This window comes from Agrobacterium salinitolerans (genome assembly GCF_027498475.1).
GTDB classification, from domain to species: Bacteria; Pseudomonadota; Alphaproteobacteria; order Rhizobiales; family Rhizobiaceae; genus Agrobacterium; species Agrobacterium salinitolerans.
Genome location: NZ_JAPZLN010000002.1, coordinates 633,227 through 651,493, shown reverse-complemented (window position 1 = coordinate 651,493; position 18,267 = coordinate 633,227). Strand labels below are relative to the sequence as shown.

17 protein-coding genes are annotated in these 18,267 nt (G+C 59.5%); 12 read left to right on the top strand and 5 right to left on the bottom strand.

Features of this window, described 5'->3' with window-relative positions:
• Positions 1-76 precede the first annotated feature (76 nt).
• The 5 genes from O9X91_RS11720 to O9X91_RS11700 all read left to right on the top strand — a co-directional run bounded on the left by O9X91_RS11720 (position 77) and on the right by O9X91_RS11700 (position 5,948).
• Entirely contained in the window at positions 77-817 is a 741-nt protein-coding gene (locus O9X91_RS11720; protein ID WP_026372362.1) for a response regulator, read from the top strand.
• Positions 814-2,130 carry an ATP-binding protein gene (locus O9X91_RS11715; protein ID WP_142913907.1) on the top strand — a complete coding sequence of 439 codons (1,317 nt, stop codon included), beginning with the start codon at positions 814-816 and terminating at the stop codon, positions 2,128-2,130. The genes O9X91_RS11720 and O9X91_RS11715 overlap by 4 nt, the downstream gene beginning before the upstream one ends.
• A gap of 152 nt (positions 2,131-2,282) precedes the next feature.
• Positions 2,283-2,699: an organic hydroperoxide resistance protein gene (locus tag O9X91_RS11710; RefSeq protein WP_142913908.1), complete on the top strand. Its 417-nt coding sequence runs from the start codon at positions 2,283-2,285 to the stop codon at positions 2,697-2,699.
• Between the two features lie 310 nt (positions 2,700-3,009).
• Positions 3,010-4,428 carry an aldehyde dehydrogenase family protein gene (locus O9X91_RS11705; protein ID WP_269833945.1) on the top strand — a complete coding sequence of 473 codons (1,419 nt, stop codon included), beginning with the start codon at positions 3,010-3,012 and terminating at the stop codon, positions 4,426-4,428.
• Between the two features lie 197 nt (positions 4,429-4,625).
• The gene (locus O9X91_RS11700) at positions 4,626-5,948 is read left to right on the top strand and encodes an epoxide hydrolase family protein (protein ID WP_173990459.1); all 1,323 of its coding nucleotides are present in this window, start codon (positions 4,626-4,628) and stop codon (positions 5,946-5,948) included.
• 152 nt (positions 5,949-6,100) lie between these two features.
• On the opposite strand, the gene O9X91_RS11695 is transcribed toward O9X91_RS11700, so the two are convergent.
• The 4 genes from O9X91_RS11695 to O9X91_RS11680 form a co-directional block, all read right to left on the bottom strand.
• The gene (locus tag O9X91_RS11695; protein WP_142913911.1) at positions 6,101-6,304 is read right to left on the bottom strand and encodes a hypothetical protein; all 204 of its coding nucleotides are present in this window, start codon (positions 6,302-6,304) and stop codon (positions 6,101-6,103) included.
• A gap of 150 nt (positions 6,305-6,454) precedes the next feature.
• Positions 6,455-6,625 (bottom strand): hypothetical protein, encoded by a 171-nt coding sequence (locus O9X91_RS11690; protein WP_173990461.1) that lies wholly within the window; start codon positions 6,623-6,625, stop codon positions 6,455-6,457.
• Between the two features lie 67 nt (positions 6,626-6,692).
• The gene (locus O9X91_RS11685) at positions 6,693-7,673 is read right to left on the bottom strand and encodes an alpha/beta fold hydrolase (protein ID WP_173990463.1); all 981 of its coding nucleotides are present in this window, start codon (positions 7,671-7,673) and stop codon (positions 6,693-6,695) included.
• A gap of 19 nt (positions 7,674-7,692) precedes the next feature.
• On the bottom strand, positions 7,693-8,211 hold the full coding sequence (locus O9X91_RS11680; RefSeq protein WP_173990465.1) for a Dps family protein: 519 nt from the start codon (positions 8,209-8,211) through the stop codon (positions 7,693-7,695).
• Positions 8,212-8,626: 415 nt separating this feature from the next.
• Between O9X91_RS11680 and O9X91_RS11675 the strand changes: the two genes are divergently transcribed.
• The 7 genes from O9X91_RS11675 to O9X91_RS11645 all read left to right on the top strand — a co-directional run bounded on the left by O9X91_RS11675 (position 8,627) and on the right by O9X91_RS11645 (position 17,086).
• Positions 8,627-11,119 (top strand): FdhF/YdeP family oxidoreductase, encoded by a 2,493-nt coding sequence (locus tag O9X91_RS11675; RefSeq protein ID WP_269833944.1) that lies wholly within the window; start codon positions 8,627-8,629, stop codon positions 11,117-11,119.
• 54 nt (positions 11,120-11,173) lie between these two features.
• A complete protein-coding gene (locus O9X91_RS11670; RefSeq protein ID WP_142913915.1) occupies positions 11,174-12,754 on the top strand; it encodes a PAS domain-containing sensor histidine kinase in 1,581 nt (526 codons plus the stop codon).
• On the top strand, positions 12,747-13,403 hold the full coding sequence (locus tag O9X91_RS11665; RefSeq protein WP_142913916.1) for a response regulator transcription factor: 657 nt from the start codon (positions 12,747-12,749) through the stop codon (positions 13,401-13,403). The genes O9X91_RS11670 and O9X91_RS11665 overlap by 8 nt, the downstream gene beginning before the upstream one ends.
• A 66-nt stretch (positions 13,404-13,469) precedes the next feature.
• Positions 13,470-13,844, top strand: coding sequence for a response regulator transcription factor (locus tag O9X91_RS11660; RefSeq protein ID WP_142913917.1), 375 nt, complete (start codon positions 13,470-13,472; stop codon positions 13,842-13,844).
• Between the two features lie 308 nt (positions 13,845-14,152).
• Positions 14,153-14,620 carry a hypothetical protein gene (locus O9X91_RS11655; protein ID WP_142913918.1) on the top strand — a complete coding sequence of 156 codons (468 nt, stop codon included), beginning with the start codon at positions 14,153-14,155 and terminating at the stop codon, positions 14,618-14,620.
• A 1-nt stretch (position 14,621) separates the two neighbouring features.
• Positions 14,622-15,869 (top strand): oxalate decarboxylase family bicupin, encoded by a 1,248-nt coding sequence (locus O9X91_RS11650; RefSeq protein WP_142913919.1) that lies wholly within the window; start codon positions 14,622-14,624, stop codon positions 15,867-15,869.
• Between the two features lie 104 nt (positions 15,870-15,973).
• Positions 15,974-17,086: an FAD binding domain-containing protein gene (locus O9X91_RS11645; protein ID WP_142913920.1), complete on the top strand. Its 1,113-nt coding sequence runs from the start codon at positions 15,974-15,976 to the stop codon at positions 17,084-17,086.
• A gap of 63 nt (positions 17,087-17,149) precedes the next feature.
• On the opposite strand, the gene O9X91_RS11640 is transcribed toward O9X91_RS11645, so the two are convergent.
• Entirely contained in the window at positions 17,150-18,247 is a 1,098-nt protein-coding gene (locus O9X91_RS11640) for a citrate synthase/methylcitrate synthase (RefSeq protein ID WP_269833943.1), read from the bottom strand.
• Positions 18,248-18,267 lie beyond the last annotated feature (20 nt).

Genomic DNA, 18,267 nt, shown 5'->3' with positions numbered 1-18,267 from the left:
CCGTTGTCTTACTGCATGTGACAGCAGGAGACGCGGTAGCGGGCCACTCAAACCGTCCGGACGACGAAGGCATCCGATGGAACATATCGACCATATTCTCGTCGTGGACGACGACAGGGAAATCCGGGAGCTGGTCTCCAGCTACCTCAAGAAGAACGGCCTGCGCACGAGCGTGGCGGCCGATGGACGGCAGATGAGAAGTTTTCTCGACGGCAATACCGTCGATCTCATCGTGCTCGACGTGATGATGCCTGGCGATGACGGGCTGGTCCTGTGCCGTGAGCTGCGGGCGGGGAAACATAAAGCCACGCCAGTCTTGATGCTGACCGCCCGCGACGACGAGATGGATCGCATTATCGGGCTCGAAATGGGCGCCGACGACTATCTGTCGAAGCCCTTCGCTGCCCGCGAGCTTCTTGCGCGGATCAAGGCCATCCTGCGCCGAACGCGGATGCTGCCTCCCAATCTGCAGATCAGCGAGGCCGGGCAGCTCCTGACCTTTGGTGACTGGCGCCTCGACACGGTGGGCCGTCACCTGCTCGACAGGGAGGGCACGACCGTTGCTTTGAGCGGGGCTGAATACCGGCTTCTCAGGGTCTTCATCGATCATCCCCAGCGTGTCCTCAACCGGGACCAGCTGTTAAATCTCACCCAAGGACGCGACGCCGAGCTTTTCGACCGGTCGATCGATCTTCTCGTAAGCCGGGTGCGCCAGCGGCTGGGGGATGACGCGCGCGAACCCATCTATATCAAGACCGTGCGGGCGGAAGGTTATGTCTTTGCGGTGCCCGTGGAGATTTCGGAGCCGAGGATATGAACGGCTCGCGCCTGCTCACCGGCTGGTGGCCGCGCTCACTGCGGTCCAGACTTTTCCTCATCCTGTTTGCCGGTCTCGCCATCGCCTACAGCCTGTCGTTCAGCATCCTCTTTGCCGAACGATACATGTCGGCAAAGGCGGTCATGCTCGGCACTCTGGAGCAGGATCTGGCGGTATCGATCGCCATCATCGACCGCCTGCCTGCGGAAGAGCGGGCGCAATGGGTCCATCGCCTGAGCCGCAGCAATTATCAACTCGTCCTCGGCCCCGGTCTTCCCGGCGTTTCCGACATGACCGGCCGCGGCGCTGAAATTGCGCAGAGGATCGAGGAGGCCGCGGGACACCGTTTTCCCGTCAAAGTCGAATCCATTCCCGGCGACGGCAAGCGGCTTCAGGCGCATTTGACGTTATCGGACGGCTCGCCGTTGACAATCGACGTGACACCGCGCGGCGTGATGCCCCTGGCGGAGTGGCTGCCATATGTCTTCGCCGCGCAGATGGCGCTTCTTCTCCTCTGCACCTGGTTTGCAGTGCGACAGACGACCAGACCGCTCAGCGCGCTTGCTGCGGCAGCCGAAGCGCTGGATCCGGGGCAAAAGGGGTTGCCGATGAGTGAGAGCGGGCCAAGCGAAGTTGCCCACGCCGCCCGCGCGTTCAACGCCATGCGTGATCGCGTCGCGCAATATCTTGAGGAGCGCGTCCAGATTCTCGCGGCGATCTCGCACGACCTGCAGACGCCCATCACCCGAATGCGCTTGCGGGCTGATATGACAGACGATACGCCGGAAAAGGAAAAGCTGGTCAGCGACCTGCGTGAAATCGAACGTCTGGTGCAGGATGGGATCGCTTACGCACGCAGCGCTCACGGCAATGGCGAGAAATCCTCCCGTATCGACCTGGCCTCTTTTATCGACAGCATCGCCTACGACTATCAGGATACCGGGAAAGCCGTAACGGTTGCCGGCATGGTACGTGGCACAGCCTCGACAAAGCCACATGCATTGCGAAGAATCCTGACGAACTTCATAGATAACGCCCTCAAATTCGCCGGCAGCGCCGAAATTAAAGTGGGCCGGCGTGCCGAAGGCACCGTGATCATCACGGTGCTCGACCGGGGGCCGGGCATCCCTGACGAGATGCTGCAAAATGCCATGCAGCCCTTTTTCCGGATTGAAACATCGAGAAACCGCGACACGGGCGGAACAGGCCTCGGACTGGCGATCGCGCAGCAGCTCGCCGGAACGATCGGCGGCTCGATTCGCCTCTACAACAGGCAGGGCGGCGGGCTTGCGGCCGAAGTGGCCTTTCCCTGACAGGGATGCGGGTTGGCGATAACCGGTGCCAAAGCGGCGCCGATACGTTTCGATACAGTTTCGCAAGTTCCGGAAACATGCCGGATACGCTGATCCATCACAAAGCTCCTATCAGGAAACGCCGTAGCAGCGGCAGATGAAAGGAGCCTCTCATGACCAAGATCGAGACTGTTCTTTATACCGGCAAGACCCACACGACCGGCGGGCGCGACGGATCGGCCCAAAGCGATGATGGCGCGCTTGGCATCAAGCTCTCGCCTCCAGGCAGCGGAAAGCCGGGCACGAATCCCGAACAGCTTTTTGCGGCCGGCTGGTCGGCATGTTTCATCGGCGCCATGACAAAGGCGGCAGCGAAACGCCAGCTCCGGCTTCCAGCCGACACCGCCGTCGATGCGGAAGTCGACCTCGGCACGACGGGCGGCGACTTCTTCCTCCAGGCTCGCCTCTCAGTCAGCCTGCCCGGTATAGATCGTCCCGTAGCACAGGCGATCATCGAGGATGCTCACCAGATCTGCCCCTATTCAAAGGCAACCCGGGGGAACATCGATGTTACGCTCAAGCTCGCTTAAGCCGATTGTTTCCGTCCGTGCGGTTGTCATCGCCATCGTGTTTGCGGCGATATTCGCAGTACCGTGCGTATACGATGTGACATCCGACGAGCCCTCGGCGCTTGCAGGACTTCTGGGCGCAGTTTCATCGATGTGACCACAAGGGAACGGCTCGGCGCCCACCGCAGCCGTTCTCGCGTTTCCACTTCTTCCTGCCATCCCTCTGATCAACTCAAGGAAGCCTGCCTGCGCCCCATGCGGCGCGCTTCCAGCGCGTGCCACGCCGGTCAGACGAGCGGGATTTCCAACCATCTTAAACGAGGCCAGATCAATGCGATCAATTGAAAACATCTATGTCGACGGTGAATTTGTGGCACCAGACGGCAATGAACGGCTGGACCTTTTCAATCCGGCAACGGAAGAAAAAATCGGCGATGTCAGGCTTGGCAACGCTGATGATGCAAGGGCCGCAGTGGCAGCCGCGAAACGCGCTTTTCCCGCCATGGCAACATCCAGCAAGGCGCAACGTATCGATATGCTGCGCAGCCTTCGTGATGCGATCGCGGAGCGGCCGGATGAACTCACGCAGGCCATGACCGAAGAATACGGCGCGCCCGCTTATTTCACGGCTTTCTCCGTTCAAAACGCAGCATCGATTTTTGATGTTATGGCTGAGACCGTAACGAACTACGACTTTGACCGGGTCGTGGGTAAAAGCACGGTCACGATGCTGCCGCGCGGCGTTCTCGGCGCCATCACGCCCTGGAACAGCAATTTCGGTTTTATCGCCACCAAGCTTGCGCATGCAATCGGTTCCGGCTCGTCCCTCGTCATCAAGCCGGCCGAACAGAGCGCGTTTCAGACGGATATTCTCGTGCGAAGACTGCATCAGGCCGGCCTGCCGGCAGGGGTTTTCAACGTTGTCAACGGCACGGGTCCGGTGGTCGGCGCGGCACTGACGCAGGATCCCGACGTTGCGACCATCAGTTTCACCGGCTCCACTCAGGCCGCAAGGATCATTCAACGCGCGGCGATAGACGGCATGAAAAGAGTAGTTCTGGAGCTGGGAGGCAAAGCACCTACCATTATCCTGCCGGATGCCGACCTCGACAAAGCGATACCAGTCGCTCTGATGTCGGGCTTTGCAAACAGCGGTCAGGCCTGCGTCGCGGGTACCCGCATCCTCGCTCCGCGGTCCCGTCTCCCCGAGATTGCCGAGCGGCTGAGGATGGCGACTGAAAAATTCAAAGTTGGCGATCCCCTTGATCCGGAGGTTCGGGTAGGCCCTCTCGCCAGTCTTGCCCAGTGGGAGAGGATCCAGACTTACATCCGGCTTGGTGTCGAAGAAGGAGCAACCCTGCTGACAGGCGGAACCGGACGGCCGGACGGGATTAAAAAAGGATGGTTCGCCCGCCCGACAATTTTCGCAAATGTTACGAACGAAATGCGCATCGCCCGCGAAGAAATCTTTGGTCCCGTCCTGTGTCTTCTCGCCTATGAGGACGAAGATGAGGCCGTCGAAATCGCCAATGATAGCGACTACGGATTGCAGGCCTATGTGCTTGGATCCGACCTCAAACGTGCCGAACACATAGCGGCAAGGCTGATGGCCGGCCGCGTCGTCATCAACGGCGCACCGCACGATCCTCGCGCCCCCTTCGGCGGTTTCAAGCAGTCCGGTATCGGCAGGGAGATCGGTGCCTTCGGGCTCGACGGCATGCTCGAACCGCGCGCCATTCTCACCCCGTAACGCAAGAAGTTTGCAACGCCGGTCCCGGCGTGCGCTCCGTTCTGCTTCAGCCCGACTTTGTATCCGTAAGTGTCAGCCGTGCGAAAGCCGACGTTTGGTGACGCAACAGCAGGTCGAAAGAAATAGCCGGGATACGACCAACATCTACCTGTTTCGGACGCGAAATGCTCGCGGAACACATCGATATGGAGAGAAATATGACCGACGTCCTCCACCCGGAAAAAGGCGGGCACGGCACCGCGATTGTCCTTGGGTCCGCAATGGCCGTGTTGATGGCCTTCACCCCTGCCTTGGCAGTTGAGGCTGTCAAACCACGCCAATCCGAAACCGCCTCTGCCGACGACAGCATCCGGCCGTTCCAGGCTCATGTCGATCAGTCACAGATTGACGACCTCAAGGCAAGAATCAGGAATGCGCGCTGGCCGGATAAGGAAACCGTTGGCGATATCTCCCAGGGCATCCAGCTGGCGCGGGTTCAGGATCTCGTTCGATACTGGGGCAGCGACTATGACTGGCGAAATGCAGAAAGAGAACTCAACGCCTTGCCGCAGTTCATCACCACGATCGACGGCGTCGACATCCACTTCATTCATGTCCGCTCACGCCATCCCAACGCCTTGCCTGTCGTCCTCACTCACGGCTGGCCGGGTTCAATCTTCGAGTTCATAAAAGTCATCGGCCCGTTGACGGACCCGACCGCTTATGGCGGCAAAGCCGAAGACGCGTTCGACGTAATCATTCCCTCCATCCCCGGTTATGGTTTTTCAGGCCATCCGACCGATCTGGGGTGGGGACCAGACCGTGTTGCACGCGCCTGGGACACCCTTGTGAAGCGCCTCGGCTACACGCGCTATGTTTCCCAAGGCGGCGATCATGGTTCGGTCATTTCCGATGCCCTTGCCCGACAGGCGCCAAAGGGTCTGCTCGGCATTCATCTCAATATGCCGGCCACCGTTCCCGGTGCGCTCATGAAGGGCATCAACAGCGGTGATCCGGCCCCTGCGGACCTGTCTGCGCCGGAACGAAATGCCTATGACTCGCTAAAAGAGTTTTTCGGCAGGAACGCTGCCTATGGCGCAATGATGGTCACAAGACCCCAGACGATCGGCTATTCCCTGTCGGATTCACCTGTCGGTCTCGCGTCCTTCATCTACGAGAAATTTGCGCAATGGAGCGACAGCAATGGCGAGCCCGAAAACGTGCTTTCCAGGGATGAAATGCTCAACGACATCACTCTCTATTGGTTGACGAACAGCGGCGCGTCCGGCGCGCGCTTCTATTGGGAAAACAACAACAACAACTTCAGCGCGGACGCCCAGAAAACCAGGGACATCAAAATCCCCGTCGGCATCACCGTTTTTCCCAAGGAAATCTATCAGGCGCCTGAGAGCTGGAGCAGGCAGGCCTATCCATCGCTGACCTATTATCATCAGGTCGATCATGGCGGACATTTCGCCGCCTGGGAGCAACCCAGGATTTTCTCAAGGGAGCTTCGTGACGCTTTCAGAAAGCTGCGCTGAGAGACCTCATTGTGGAAGCGCGGTTCCCGTACCGCGCTTCCTCACATCCTCGTCTTGCTGTCCGATTTAACGCTTGGGCATTTCTGTAACGAAAAGCCGCTCCTCGACGCCTGTCGAGCAACGGCTTTTTCTGTATCTGAGGCCGGGAGATTTCAGGCCGCAACCGGGACGCGTTCCGCCATCCACTGATCCAGCGCAGATCGCAGCATTGATCCGGACACGGCCTCCGTGGAGGCGATCCTCATCAGGTATTTTGCGGCGTCGACGGCTGTCGAGCAGCCGATCGGCAGGCAGTTCTCTTCGCAGAACTCATTCAAAACCCTGCGGATCGACAGAAGCGACACTGCGTTGGTCATCTCGGATTTCCATCATGAATACGATATTGCGCCACTTGATGGAGAAGTGTTGTGTCGAGAGTTTTCCACCGAAACCGAAAACGGTACCTCGATGTAGCCTGACTAGTTCCTGATACAATAAGCTACCGTCAAGGACGGCGATCGCATCGATCAGTCCTGAAATCTCGTACCGTCACTCGACTTATCCTGGCCTGCATCAATCTGGTCTTCCGCCTCGGCCTGTCGAGACAGAGGAAGCTCCAGCTGAATATCCTCCATCTCCGGCAGGCTCGCGATGCCGTCACGAAGGGCAAGGTCATCATAGGATGGTTTGAACGGCATCGGAATCTCCTTCCGCGCGAAAATTTGGCCGCCATCCGCTTTTTCCGGCGGCGGCCGTTTCAGATGATCAGCTCTTCACAAAGGCCAGCAGATCCGGATTGATGACATCGGCATGGGTAGTCAGCATGCCATGCGGATAACCCTTATACACTTTCAGCGTACCATTTTTCAGCAGTTTGACCGACAATTCGGCGGAATCCGCGATCGGTACGACCTGATCGTCATCGCCGTGGAGAACGAGCGTCGGCACCGTGATCGCCTTCAGGTCTTCCGTCTGATCGGTTTCCGAGAAGGCCTTGACGCCGTCATAATGGGCCTTGGCGCTACCCATCATGCCCTGACGCCACCAGTTCTGGATGACACCGGGATAGACTTTGGCATCGGGCCGGTTGAAACCATAGAAAGGACCGGTCGGCACGTCGAGGAAGAACTGGGCGCGGTTTTCTGCCACGCCCTTGCGGAAGCTGTCAAAGACTTCGATCGGCAGGCCGCCGGGATTGGAAGGCGTCTTCAGCATCAGCGGCGGAACGGCGGAGACGAGCACGGCCTTGGCAACGCGGCCATGCGGCTCGCCAAATTTGGCGACGTACCGCGCGACCTCGCCGCCGCCGGTCGAGTGGCCGATGTGAACCGCGTTCCTCAGATCGAGATGTTCGGCAACGGCGGATGCATCGGCGGCATAATGGTCCATGTCGTGGCCGTCGCTCACCTGCTGGGAACGGCCGTGGCCGCGACGGTCATGGGCCACGACGCGGTAACCGTTCTTTACGAAGAACAGCATTTGCACGTCCCAGTCATCGGACGACAAAGGCCAACCGTGATGGAACACGATAGGTTGGGCATCCTTCGGACCCCAGTCCTTGAAATAGATATCGACGTCGTCCTTGGTTTTTACGAATGACTCGGTCATTGGAAATGCTCCTTCGTTGCGGGATGGGATGGATTTTGAAAAGGCGAGCGACGGCATGGCCATCGCGGTGGAAAGAGCGGCGCCGGCCAGCAGAACATGCCGTCTGGAAAGCGCCAGCTCGATAGGATTGTCAGTCATTTCGGTTTCCTGCCTGGTTTCAGCGGGCGCGGCGGGTGGTTTCGAACAGAAACCAGGTGCGGCGCTCGGTCTCGTCGATCCAGTTTTCGATCAGGCTTGTGGTGGCGTGGTCGTTAAGGTCGGAGGTGAGGCTGTGGGTTTGCCGCAGGATGGCGGTGAGCTGCCTGTTGTCCTCACGCAGTTCGGCGAGCATGTCCTCCGGCGTGACGAAATCGGCGTCATTATCAAGGAGACGCTGGAGGCGGACGATATGGCCGATGGAGCGGATGGTCGTGCCGCCGATCTTGCGCGCCCTTTCAGCAATGTCGTCGGTCATCGCGAATATCTGCGCGCCCTGTTCGTCCAGCAGTGTGTGATAATCGCGGAAATGCGGACCGGAAACATGCCAGTGGAAGTTCTTGGTCTTGATGTAAAGCGTGAAGACATCCGCCAGCAGGGCGGTCAGCGCGGCGGCGATGTCGCGGCTCGCTTCAGCACCGAGGTCGGTCGGCGTTGCGAGTGGAAGCTTGCGGTTTTTGGCGGCTGTGATCGTGTCCATGATCGTTCTCCTTTTGCAATCGACCGCCCGGTGTTGAGCGCCCCTGTTGCGGCTGTCTGATCGGCGTCGAGGATAGAAAGAAGGAGGGCTCGGGAGAAATCGGCTGCTGGTACAGTCCACCCGATACCTAAGTGTAGTTTCGGCAATTTCGGGCCCGGGCTACATTTCACCTGTCGCCCCGCCCCAGGGCGATTGGCTCGCAGAAGCCATCGTCTCCGGTGTCCCCCTCCCCCGGAGCCGCGGATCTCCTCCCGATCCGCCAAGGCCGCCCCCCGCCGCAGGAGGCGGCCTTTTTTCCTTTCGGCCTCAGCCGTGAAGGCAACCTATGCCTGAGTATGATGTTTACTCTTTCGCCGTTGCGTTAACCTCAGCGGGCGCAACAATCGTCAATCTGCGAAATCGAAGGGATTTTGACATGGCGGAAGAACGGCCGGAAGGTATTGAAAGATACGATCACCCAGCTGGCGGCTGGGATGCATTGAAAGCTGTCGCTAAAACGCTCGCCCACCAGCAGATCGTCGCACAGGGCACGATGACGCTGCTCAAGGCAAATCAGCCCGAGGGTTTCGACTGTCCCGGCTGCGCCTGGCCCGATCCCAAACACACATCATCCTTCGAGTTCTGCGAAAACGGCGCCAAGGCCATCACCTGGGAATCGACGGCGAAACGGTCCGGACCCGAATTTTTCGCCCAGCATACGGTTTCCGAACTGTGGCAATGGACGGATCACAAGCTTGAGGATACCGGCCGGCTGACCCTTCCCCTGCACTACAATACCGAGAGCGATCGCTATGAGCCAATCGCATGGGACGACGCCTTCAATCTGATCGCGCAGGAACTCAACAAGCTCGACGACCCCGACAAGGCGGAATTTTATACATCCGGTCGTGCGTCCAACGAGGCCGCCTTTCTCTATCAGCTTTTCGTGCGCGCCTATGGGACGAACAATTTCCCTGATTGTTCCAACATGTGCCACGAGGCCACCAGCGTCGGCCTTCCGAAATCAATCGGCGTCGGCAAAGGCACGGTGACGCTGGAAGATTTCGATCATGCCGATGCGATCTTCAGCTTCGGCCACAATCCCGGCACCAACCATCCCCGGATGATGACAACGCTGCACAACGCCGCAAAACGTGGCGTCCCGATCGTGGTCTTCAATCCGCTGAAGGAACGGGCGCTGGAACGCTTCGCCGCGCCGCAAGACCCGATCGAAATGGCGACGCTCTCCTCGACGCCCATCGCCTCGGCCTACCATCAGCTGCGCACCGGCGGCGATCTCGCAGCCCTCAAGGGCATCATGAAGGCGGTGTTCGAACTGGATGCGCAGAACCAGAAGGCGGGTGGCGCCGGTGTGCTCGACCGGGCCTTCATCGAGGAACACACAGCCGGTCTCGACGCACTGCGCGCTGACATCGACGCTACCTCCTGGGACACCATCTGTTCCGTCAGCGGACTGACAAAGGAGGCGATAGAGAGTGTTGCGAGGATTTATGTGAACGCCTCGAACGTCATCATCTGTTACGGCATGGGCATCACGCAGCACGCCAAGGGTACGGGCAATGTGCAGCAGATCGCAAATCTCCTGCTGCTGCGCGGCAATATGGGTCGCCCCGGCGCGGGGATCGCGCCCATTCGTGGCCACTCCAATGTGCAGGGCGACCGCACCGTCGGCATCACTGAAATCCCCAACAAGGCGCTGCTGGACGGCATGGAGCGCGCTTTCGGTTTCCGCCCGTCTGCGGAGAAGGGGCACAACGCCATAGAGGCCGTCGAGGCGATCATCGCCGGAAAATCCCGGGCACTTATCTGTCTTGGCGGAAACCTCGCCGTCGCCATGTCGGATACCGGCGCGACCTTCAAGGGTATGCGCAACCTCGATCTTGCCGTTCACATCGCGACGAAGCTAAACCGCTCGCACCTTCTGACAGCCAGGACATCGCTGATCCTGCCCTGCCTTGGACGTACTGATCTGGATACCCAGGCACTAGGCCCGCAGGCCGTGACAGTCGAGGATTCGATGTCCATGGTGCATGCCTCGCGCGGTTTCCTCAACCCGCCCGGGGAGCTGGTCAAGTCGGAGCCGGCCATCATTGCCGGCATTGCCAGGGCGACGATCGGCAACCGCCATGAAATAGACTGGGATTGGCTGATTGCCGATTACGACCGAATCCGTGACAAGATCGAAGAGGTCTTTCCCGATTTTACGGATTTCAACAGCCGGGTTCGGGTAAAAGGCGGTTTTCGCCTTGATGTCGCGGCCTCCTTCCGCCGCTGGAACACGCAGAGCGGCAAGGCCAATTTCCTTGTCGCCACAGGACTTGAAGAAGACCCGCTCATCTCCAATCCGGAAGCCCTCGTGCTGACCACGATCCGCAGTCACGATCAGTACAATACGACGATCTATGGCATGGATGACCGTTATCGCGGCGTCTTTGGCCGAAGGGACATCATCTTCATGAACCGGCACGACCTTGCCGCGCGCGGCCTGAAGGATGGCGATCGCATCGATATTCATGGCATCGGCCCAGAAAATGAGGACCGACACCTCGTACAGGGTTTCACCGCCGTCGAATACAATATCCCGAAGGGGTCGGCCGCAGGCTATTATCCGGAGATGAATGCGGTGGTGGCGCTCGGCCATTATGACCGTCTTTCCGGAACGCCCTCCTACAAGGGTGTTCCGATCACGGTGAGCCCGGCAGCCGCCTGGCGGGCGAAGGCCCTGCGCGCGACGCGCCGGTCGTTGCGCGCTCTTTTCCCAACGTTTGGGTTGGACGTCACCTCGGGCCGCCATCAGGCATGGCCTGTGGATGACCGGCCATATATGCGGATTTTTCGATATAGCGCCGTGCCGTTTTACCGCTATCCTGATGTTTCGACGACGGTGGCAACCAAGACCTATGTATAGGTCAGGCTGTGCTGAAAAAACCGTATTATTGGCAAAAATCGCATCGGGGGAACAATGTCGATTGCGTCAAGGATGTTTCGCGCGCGCGAGCCGGAAGGTGGAGCGCACCATCTGGCTTTTGGCCTTGGGGCGCTGGCGCTGGCGGCCGCGGTATTTTACGTCGATACCTATACCGACATAGAAGGCGCGATCGCGGTACTTTATGTCATCACAGTCCTTTTGGCCGCGCAGACTGTAAGCTGGTCGGGACTGATCGCGATCTCCTGCGCCTGCGCCATTCTTTCCCTCCTATCCTATGCAGCGACTCACGCGCAGGATGCGGATTTCCAGTCGGCGCTTCGGTTGGTCGTCGCCCTTGCGGCACTTGCCGTCACGACCATGCTGCTTTTGAAAACGGAGACCGCCCGGCTGGCGATGTTGTCCGTCAATGCGGCGCTGAAGGAAAGCGAGGAGCGTTATCGCTCCATTTTCGACCGTACGCGCGTCGCACTCTGGGAACGCGACTATTCAAAGCTTCACGCCCTGCTGATGGGCCTCAAACAACGGGGCATCACCGACATGCGGGCCCATGCGCGCGCCAATCCGGGTTTTACGCAGCAATGCATCGATCTCATCACGGTCGTTGCATCGAATGAAGCCGGAAAGGAAATGCTGGGTTACGATTCCTCTATCCGCGGCACCCTCCAGCAATCGGTCGTTTCTTCGTCCGGCAAGTTCGTCGATGTCCTGCAGGCGATCATCGACAACCGGCGTGTCTTCGAAGACAAGGTGGTGGTGCGCACCGACACCGGCGAAGACAAGCTGGTGCTTCTTTCCATCAGTTTCCCTGCGGAGGCCGCCTCCTTCAACCGTGTGGTGGTCAGCATGGTCGATATTACCCAGCGCGAAATGGCGTTGAAGGCTCTGGCCGAGGCGCAGGCGGAGCTGACGAAGGCCTCAAAGGCGGCAGCCGTCGGCGCCATGTCCGCATCGCTCTCCCACGAACTGAACCAGCCGCTTGGCGCCATCATCGTCAATGCGCAGACATTGCTGCGGTGGCTCGATCGCGATCCGCCGGATCTTGCCGCCGCCCGCCGCTCGGCCGAACGCATGATCCGTGACGGGCAGCGCGCCAGTGACATCATCCAGAATACGCGCAGCCTGCTCGCCCATACGAGGGGCAAGATGGAAACCTTCGACCTCAGTGAGTTCATCGATGAAACGCTCAGCCTTCTCGAACACGAGCTGGAACGCAGCGGCACAACGGTGCATGTGGAAAAAGCGGTCACACCGCCGATAACGGCCGTCAGGATCGAACTGCAGCAGGTCCTTATCAATCTTCTCACCAACGCCATTCAGGCCATGGAAGAGGCCGGCACCGGCAATCGCACCATTACGGTTCGGAAGGAGCGCGAAGACAGCGAAAATATTCATATTGCCGTTCACGACAATGGGCCAGGTTTCCCCGCGCAGATGAAGGAAAATTTGTTTTCGCCGTTTTTCACGACCAAGGAGACGGGAATGGGTATGGGGCTTTCTATCTGCCGTACGACGCTGGAAGCACGTGGCGGTAGGCTTACCGGTGACAATCATCCTCTCGGCGGGGCGGTCTTCACGATTTCCATGCCCATCAGCCAGGAGATGGAACATGCCTGAGCCGCGCAAGACGACAAAGGAGCCGCCGTCACCTATCGTGTTCATCGTCGACGACGATGTGTCGATGCGCGAGGCTCTCACCGATCTTTTTTGCTCCATGAAGTTCGATGCCGAAGCTTTCGACAGCGCCGCCGCGTTTCTCGAAAAAGCGGATCTGAGCCGGCCCGGCTGTCTGCTGCTTGATGTGCGGCTTCCCGGCATAAGCGGCCTTGATTTCCAGATGCAGCTGGAACGCGTCGGCAACAGGATGCCGATTATTTTCATGACCGGCTTCGGCGATATCCCGATGAGCGTGCGGGCGATGAAGGCGGGCGCCGTCGATTTTCTGACCAAGCCCTTCAAGGAACAGGACATTCTGGACGCTGTCGCGGCCGCGATGGAACGGGATGCGTCGCGACGCCGCGAAAGCGCCCAGAACGAGGCCGTCACGTCTCTAGCTGAGCAACTGACGCCAAGGGAACGCGAGGTCATGGGCGCCGTTGTCCGCGGTCTGATGAACAAACAGATCGCCTACGAGCTCGGCATCAGCGAAGTCACCGTGAAACTACACCGGGGCAATGTCATGCGCAAAATGGAAGCGAGATCGGTCGCCGATCTCGTGCGGAAGGCGGAGCTGATCGGCGAGAAGCTCCGGCCACCTGTATTTTAGTATGGTATCTTTGAGAGCGGCATGGGCGCATAGAGGAAGAAAGAAAAACAGAAAAGGTCGCTTTCATTGCCCCCCGTTCCCGTCATTGCCGTCGTCGACGACGATCCCGCCATTCGCGAAGCCATGGATGATCTCATCATGTCCTTCGGTTACGAATGCCGCCTGTTTGCTTCTGCCGAACAATTCCTGGAATCGAAGCAGCAGGCGGACATCGACTGCATCGTCGTGGATGTCAAAATGCCCGGTCTTTCCGGCATCGAGCTGCAGAGAGAGTTGAACCGGCGCGGCAACCATCCGCCGATGATCTTCGTCACCTCCTATCAGGATGAGCGCACCCGAAATGCGGCCTTGAACGGCGGAGCTTTGGCCTTTCTCGGCAAACCGGTCAATATCGTCAGTCTGATCGGATGCCTGGAATCCGTTCTCGCCCGGCCGTCCTGACGGCTGACGCTTTGCCACAGGGCGAGTGAGCCAGCCTATCCGCTCGCAGACAAGCTTCCATCGCTCTGACTGCATCTCTTCCAAGTGAAATCCGTCGTTATTCCATGCCCCGACGCCCTGCCGTCAGGGCAGGCATTGCCGTTGAGCGGATGTCTCAGCGCTTATCCCGCCGCCAACACCTTCCGCTATACGAACTAGACCTCCGTATAGATGCCGGCTCCGCTTCTCCGCCGTAGCCTTTGCTCCAGTCAAGCGCTTCCCCTCCGAACGTTCCTGACGACACCACCACCCCTTTTTAGGAGCAGGGCATGACCTCCATCAGCAAGAATGCGGACGAGCAAAGACCCCATCGCCTTAAAGTCGCAGCGGTGTTGGCATTGGGTGCGATTATCGTGCTCGGTGGCAATGCTTTCCTGGTCAGGAATGGCGAACCGGCGCTTGCGGGCTCCGAAGACCTCGCGTCAGCGGGCGCCTTCCACCTCCTCACACCACAGACGACCGACAGGCTGGGCGGACTTTCCGCTCCCGTGCCGGCGCTTAGTGAAACGTCCGAAGGCGCGCAGGCTGTTCCGGCACTGAACACGACATCTTGCGTCGCCACCCGCGCCGCCCAGAAAACGGACCGGCACGACACGCTCGATCCAAAAGCCTTCTGCCAGCTGCAGCACCGCCTCTTCAATGCCGAGCTGATCGACCGCATCGCCATTCTCCGGCTCGCATCACAAACCCGCTCTATCGACACGTCCTCCCAACTCGCCATGAACAAGGAGTTTTGAAATGGAAACATTGACCAGACGCGCAGTCCTCGCAATCGGCGCCGTCGGCGGTACCGCCCTTGCCGCCAGCACGGCCGGGGCAGCATCTTTCGGCAATCCCGACCAGCCCGCCGAGGGAGCAATCAATGCCAATGCCGAGGGTCTCAGCGATCCCGGCCCGAAGAACCCTGCGATCAACGACCAGTTTCCTTCCTTCCAGAGCCCGCCGGCGACCGATGTGGGTGACATGCAGCTCTTCTGGGGCTCGTTCAACAACGCCGCCAAGCGTATCCAGGACGGCGGATGGGCACGTCAGGTGACCAAGTCGGACTTTGCGATTTCGGATGCCGTGTCCGGCGTCAACATGCGGCTGGGACCGGGCGGCGTTCGTGAGATGCACTGGCACCGTGCCGCAGAATGGGCGATCATGACCAATGGCCGTTGCCGCATCACCGTGCTCGATACGCAGGGCCGCGCCTACGTGCAGGATGTTGAGGCCGGCGATCTCTGGTATTTTCCAGCCGGCTACCCGCATTCGCTGCAGGGACTTGGCCCTGAAGGGTGCGAATTCGTCATCGTGTTCGATGAAGGCGACCAGTCCGAATATGGCACGCTGCTTCTCACCGACTGGCTGGCGCATACCTCACCCGAACTACTGGCTAAGAATTTCGGCGTCGCGCAGGACGTGTTCCGGAACATTCCGCTGCAGAACCTCTGGATCTTCCAGGGCAAGGAGCCGGGACCGCTCTCCAGGGATCAAGAAGCCGTTGCCGGCGCGGGACTTCCCCCATTCCCGTTCACCTATAAGCTCGCTGCATCAAAACCATTGAAGGAAAATGCCGCCGGCGTCATTCGCCTTGCCGACAGCAGCGCCTTTACCGTGTCCAAAACCATCGCCGCCGCCATCGAAACGATCAAGCCCGGCGGTGTGCGCGAAATGCACTGGCATCCCAATGCGGACGAATGGCAATACTGGATCAGGGGTGAAGGCCGGATGACCGTGTTCGATGCAGGGCCACGCAGTCAGACCGCCGATTTCCGTGCCGGCGACATCGGTTATGTGAAAAGAAGTCAGGGCCATATCATCGAAAATACCGGCAAGACCGACCTGCAATTCGTCGCGGTCTTCAAGACCGCCGAATACCAGGAGGTCAGCCTGTCGTCCTGGCTGACGCACACACCGCCGGCGCTGGTGGCCCAGCACCTGAATGTCAGCATCGAGGATGTGGCGAAATTTCCTGCAAACCAGCCGGCGATCATGCCGGGCTAAACCTCCTGTCCGTACTTTGACCGGCGTTTCGACATGTCGACCCACCGGTCTTTGAAGACAGGACGAAACGCCGCAAAAAGCAATATTGAAAGACAGAGGCCGCCATGAAACCATTGACAATCCGCATCGCCGGAGGCTCGCTTGCCGGTCTTTTCACGGCGATATTGCTTCAGCAGGACGGGCACGATGTGAAAGTCTACGAACGATCGTCATCCGGCCTCGGCGGGCGTGGTGCAGGGCTGGTGCCACAGCAGGACCTGTTCGAGGTTCTGCAGCAGATAGGCTGTGAAGACGTCGCCCATGTCGGTGTGGTTGCGAAGGAGCGCATCTACCTCGATGCCAGTGGCCGGGTGGCCCAGCGCCAGACGACGCCGCAAATGCAGATTTCATGGGACTATCTCTTTGAGCGCGTGTCCTCCCGTCTCCTTGCCGACACCTATCGTCTCGGACACCATATCGACGCTGTTCGGGAAGGCTCTGATGGAGTGACGCTCTCTTTTACCGATGGCACGGAAGAGCGAACTGATCTGGTGATCGGCGCGGATGGTTTGGGGTCGGTTATCCGAAAGGCGGTCAATCGCCATTCGGAAAACGCCTTTGCAGGATATGTCGCCTGGCGCGGGCTGATACCCGAAAGCCGATTGCCGGCCGCTGCGTCGCTGCTACTCGACCGCTTCGCGTTTTACATAGCACCCGGAATCCATGTTCTGGGTTACCTCGTGCCGGGCCCGCTGGGTGAGACACAACAGGGGCAGCGGCGCTACAACTGGGTATGGTACCGCCCGACGGCGGCTGATGAGCTTCCCCGCATCTTCACCGGCCGAGACGGCAGGCATTTCGAGCATTCGCTCCCCCGTGGCGAACTCGCTGACCAGCGTCGCGAGCAATTGGGCAGGGACGCATTTTCCCTTCTGCCGCCGGTATTGGACATTGCAGTGGAAGCGGAGGAAACCCCATCGATCCAGGGGATTTTCGACTACGAGGCTGAACAGATGGTGTCACCGCGCATCGCGCTGGTCGGAGATGCCGCCTTTGTGGTTCGCCCACACACCGCGATGGGCGTTTCCAAGGCTGCGGGCGACGCAATGGCACTACGCGACGCCCTGCGGCAGACGGACGACCTTCCCGCCGCCCTGTCAAGATATCAGAGAACCCGCCTGCCGGTGGGTAAGTCAATTGCCGCCTATGGGCGGCGGCTTGCCGAAACCGCCATGTGAGCACGGGTGAAAGATCAGGCGATGTTCCGCCTTTCGCCACTCAATCTTTGCTGACGCAAGGCCTCACTCGGGCGATGGACCGACATAGCGGGACTGCGGACGAATGAGCCGCCCTGTCCGTTGCTGCTCCAGCACATGCGCCGTCCATCCTGCCATGCGACCTGCGGCAAAGACATTGGTAAAGCTGTCGCGTGGAAAACCCAACGCCTCCAGCACCAGCGCCGTGTAGAACTCTACATTTGTCTGCAATGGCCGAAGCGGCTTCTTTTCCTTGAGGAGCGCCAGCGCCGCCGCCTCCACTTTGCCGGCAAAGGCAATGCGGCTGGATCCATCCTTGAGAGCCGACACCGCGCCTTTCAGCACGTCGGCGCGAGGGTCACGGACACGATAGATCCGATGGCCAAAGCCCATGAGGCGCTCCCCGCGCGAAAGCGCATCCTCCAGCCACGTTTGAATGTCAGCCTCACTGCCAATCGCATCCAGCATATCAAGCACCGGACCCGGCGCCCCACCATGAAGAGGCCCCTTTAACGCACACAGCGCACCAACCACTGCTGAGAACATTCCGGCGTCTGTCGAAGCAATAATTCGGGCCGTAAAGGTCGAGGCGTTCAGTCCATGATCGGAAACCGTCGTGAGGTAAGTATCGAGTGCGCGCACCTTCTCCGGCGAAGGGTGAAGATCGGAAATCATTCGCAGAAAATCCGCTGAATGGCCGAGCGTGATATCGGGTGCAATCGGCGGAAGCCCTTGCCTGTCGCGGATGATGACCGCGGCAAAGACCGGCACCGCCGCAACGGCCATGATGTGGTGCGCAGTCGTTTCATCATCAGGCAACGCGGACAGCAAGAAGCGCAAGCCCTCTATGGAAGAAAGATGTGACAGGTCAGGAAGCGGCTGGATCAGCTGGAAAGCCCGCTGCCGGGCAGAACCCAGCTGAGAACGAATGTCCTGCGCCGTCGCATGCTGGGGGACTTGCTCTGCCCATAGAAGCTCCAGAACCTGTTCAAAAGACCAGCCCGCCAGGCTTGAAAGATGGTGCCCGCGAATAATCAGTTCACCAGCCGTCCCGTCCACATGGCTGAGAATGGTTTCGGCTGCGACGACATCATCGAGGCCGATCACCGACCTATTGTCACTCAAGGCTGCTATCGCGGACATGTAATTTTCCTCAATCTGAA

What these genes read in the sequence shown, in the direction of transcription:
- O9X91_RS11710 (WP_142913908.1), top strand. Translation starts at nt 2,283, where the DNA reads ATGACCAAGATCGAGACTGTTCTTTATACCGGCAAGACCCACACGACC.
- O9X91_RS11680 (WP_173990465.1), bottom strand. Translation starts at nt 8,211, where the DNA reads ATGGACACGATCACAGCCGCCAAAAACCGCAAGCTTCCACTCGCAACG.
- O9X91_RS11655 (WP_142913918.1), top strand. Translation starts at nt 14,153, where the DNA reads ATGACCTCCATCAGCAAGAATGCGGACGAGCAAAGACCCCATCGCCTT.
- O9X91_RS11685 (WP_173990463.1), bottom strand. Translation starts at nt 7,673, where the DNA reads ATGACTGACAATCCTATCGAGCTGGCGCTTTCCAGACGGCATGTTCTG.
- O9X91_RS11705 (WP_269833945.1), top strand. Translation starts at nt 3,010, where the DNA reads ATGCGATCAATTGAAAACATCTATGTCGACGGTGAATTTGTGGCACCA.
- O9X91_RS11665 (WP_142913916.1), top strand. Translation starts at nt 12,747, where the DNA reads ATGCCTGAGCCGCGCAAGACGACAAAGGAGCCGCCGTCACCTATCGTG.
- O9X91_RS11715 (WP_142913907.1), top strand. Translation starts at nt 814, where the DNA reads ATGAACGGCTCGCGCCTGCTCACCGGCTGGTGGCCGCGCTCACTGCGG.
- O9X91_RS11650 (WP_142913919.1), top strand. Translation starts at nt 14,622, where the DNA reads ATGGAAACATTGACCAGACGCGCAGTCCTCGCAATCGGCGCCGTCGGC.
- O9X91_RS11695 (WP_142913911.1), bottom strand. Translation starts at nt 6,304, where the DNA reads ATGACCAACGCAGTGTCGCTTCTGTCGATCCGCAGGGTTTTGAATGAG.
- O9X91_RS11690 (WP_173990461.1), bottom strand. Translation starts at nt 6,625, where the DNA reads ATGCCGTTCAAACCATCCTATGATGACCTTGCCCTTCGTGACGGCATC.
- O9X91_RS11700 (WP_173990459.1), top strand. Translation starts at nt 4,626, where the DNA reads ATGACCGACGTCCTCCACCCGGAAAAAGGCGGGCACGGCACCGCGATT.
- O9X91_RS11670 (WP_142913915.1), top strand. Translation starts at nt 11,174, where the DNA reads ATGTCGATTGCGTCAAGGATGTTTCGCGCGCGCGAGCCGGAAGGTGGA.
- O9X91_RS11720 (WP_026372362.1), top strand. Translation starts at nt 77, where the DNA reads ATGGAACATATCGACCATATTCTCGTCGTGGACGACGACAGGGAAATC.
- O9X91_RS11675 (WP_269833944.1), top strand. Translation starts at nt 8,627, where the DNA reads ATGGCGGAAGAACGGCCGGAAGGTATTGAAAGATACGATCACCCAGCT.
- O9X91_RS11640 (WP_269833943.1), bottom strand. Translation starts at nt 18,247, where the DNA reads ATGTCCGCGATAGCAGCCTTGAGTGACAATAGGTCGGTGATCGGCCTC.
- O9X91_RS11645 (WP_142913920.1), top strand. Translation starts at nt 15,974, where the DNA reads ATGAAACCATTGACAATCCGCATCGCCGGAGGCTCGCTTGCCGGTCTT.